Annotated in this window: 1 protein-coding gene; it reads left to right on the top strand. The window is 50.2% G+C overall.

Features of this window, described 5'->3' with window-relative positions; translation table 11 throughout:
• Positions 1-697, top strand: a 697-nt coding sequence (locus tag R8N49_RS27270) for an aldehyde dehydrogenase family protein (protein WP_318190470.1), incomplete at both ends; no start/stop codon positions are given.

Raw genomic sequence — 697 nt, 5'->3', positions numbered from 1 at the left:
CGCGTGCTGCGTTCGTCGAATGGAAAAAACGTCCATTCGCTGAACGCGAAGCAATTGTGTTGGCTTTTGCTGAAAAAGTGAAAGAAAACAGTGAAAAAATTGCCGAAGTGATCGCGAAAGAAACGGGTAAACCCATTTGGGAAACGCGCACAGAAGCGGCTGCAATGGCTGGAAAAATCGCTATTTCTATTCGTGCCTACCATGACCGTACTGGTGAAGCGACTCGCGAAGCAGCGGGCAACCAGATTGTATTGCGACATCGCCCTCTTGGCGTAATGGCGGTGTTTGGGCCATATAACTTCCCTGGTCACTTACCGAATGGCCACACTGTTCCTGCCTTGCTAGCGGGGAACACAGTTGTGTTCAAACCATCTGAGCAAACGCCTTGGACTGGCGAGCTAGCTATGAAATTGTGGGAAGAAGCGGGTTTACCAAAAGGCGTGATCAACCTTGTTCAAGGTGCGAAGGAAACCGGTATTGCGCTGGCTGATGCGAAAGGTATTGATGGCATTCTGTTTACGGGCAGTGCGAACACGGGTCACATTCTGCATCGTCAGTTTGCAGGTCAACCAGGCAAGATGTTAGCGCTAGAAATGGGCGGCAACAACCCGATGGTCATCTCTGATAACTACGGTGATTTGGATGCAACGGTGTACACCATCATCCAATCGGCATTCATCAGTGCTGGTCAACGTTG

The organism is Vibrio sp. 1978 (genome assembly GCF_033344345.1).
The sequence above is the reverse complement of the archived record's forward strand: the minus strand, read 5'-3'. Positions and strand labels throughout refer to the sequence as shown.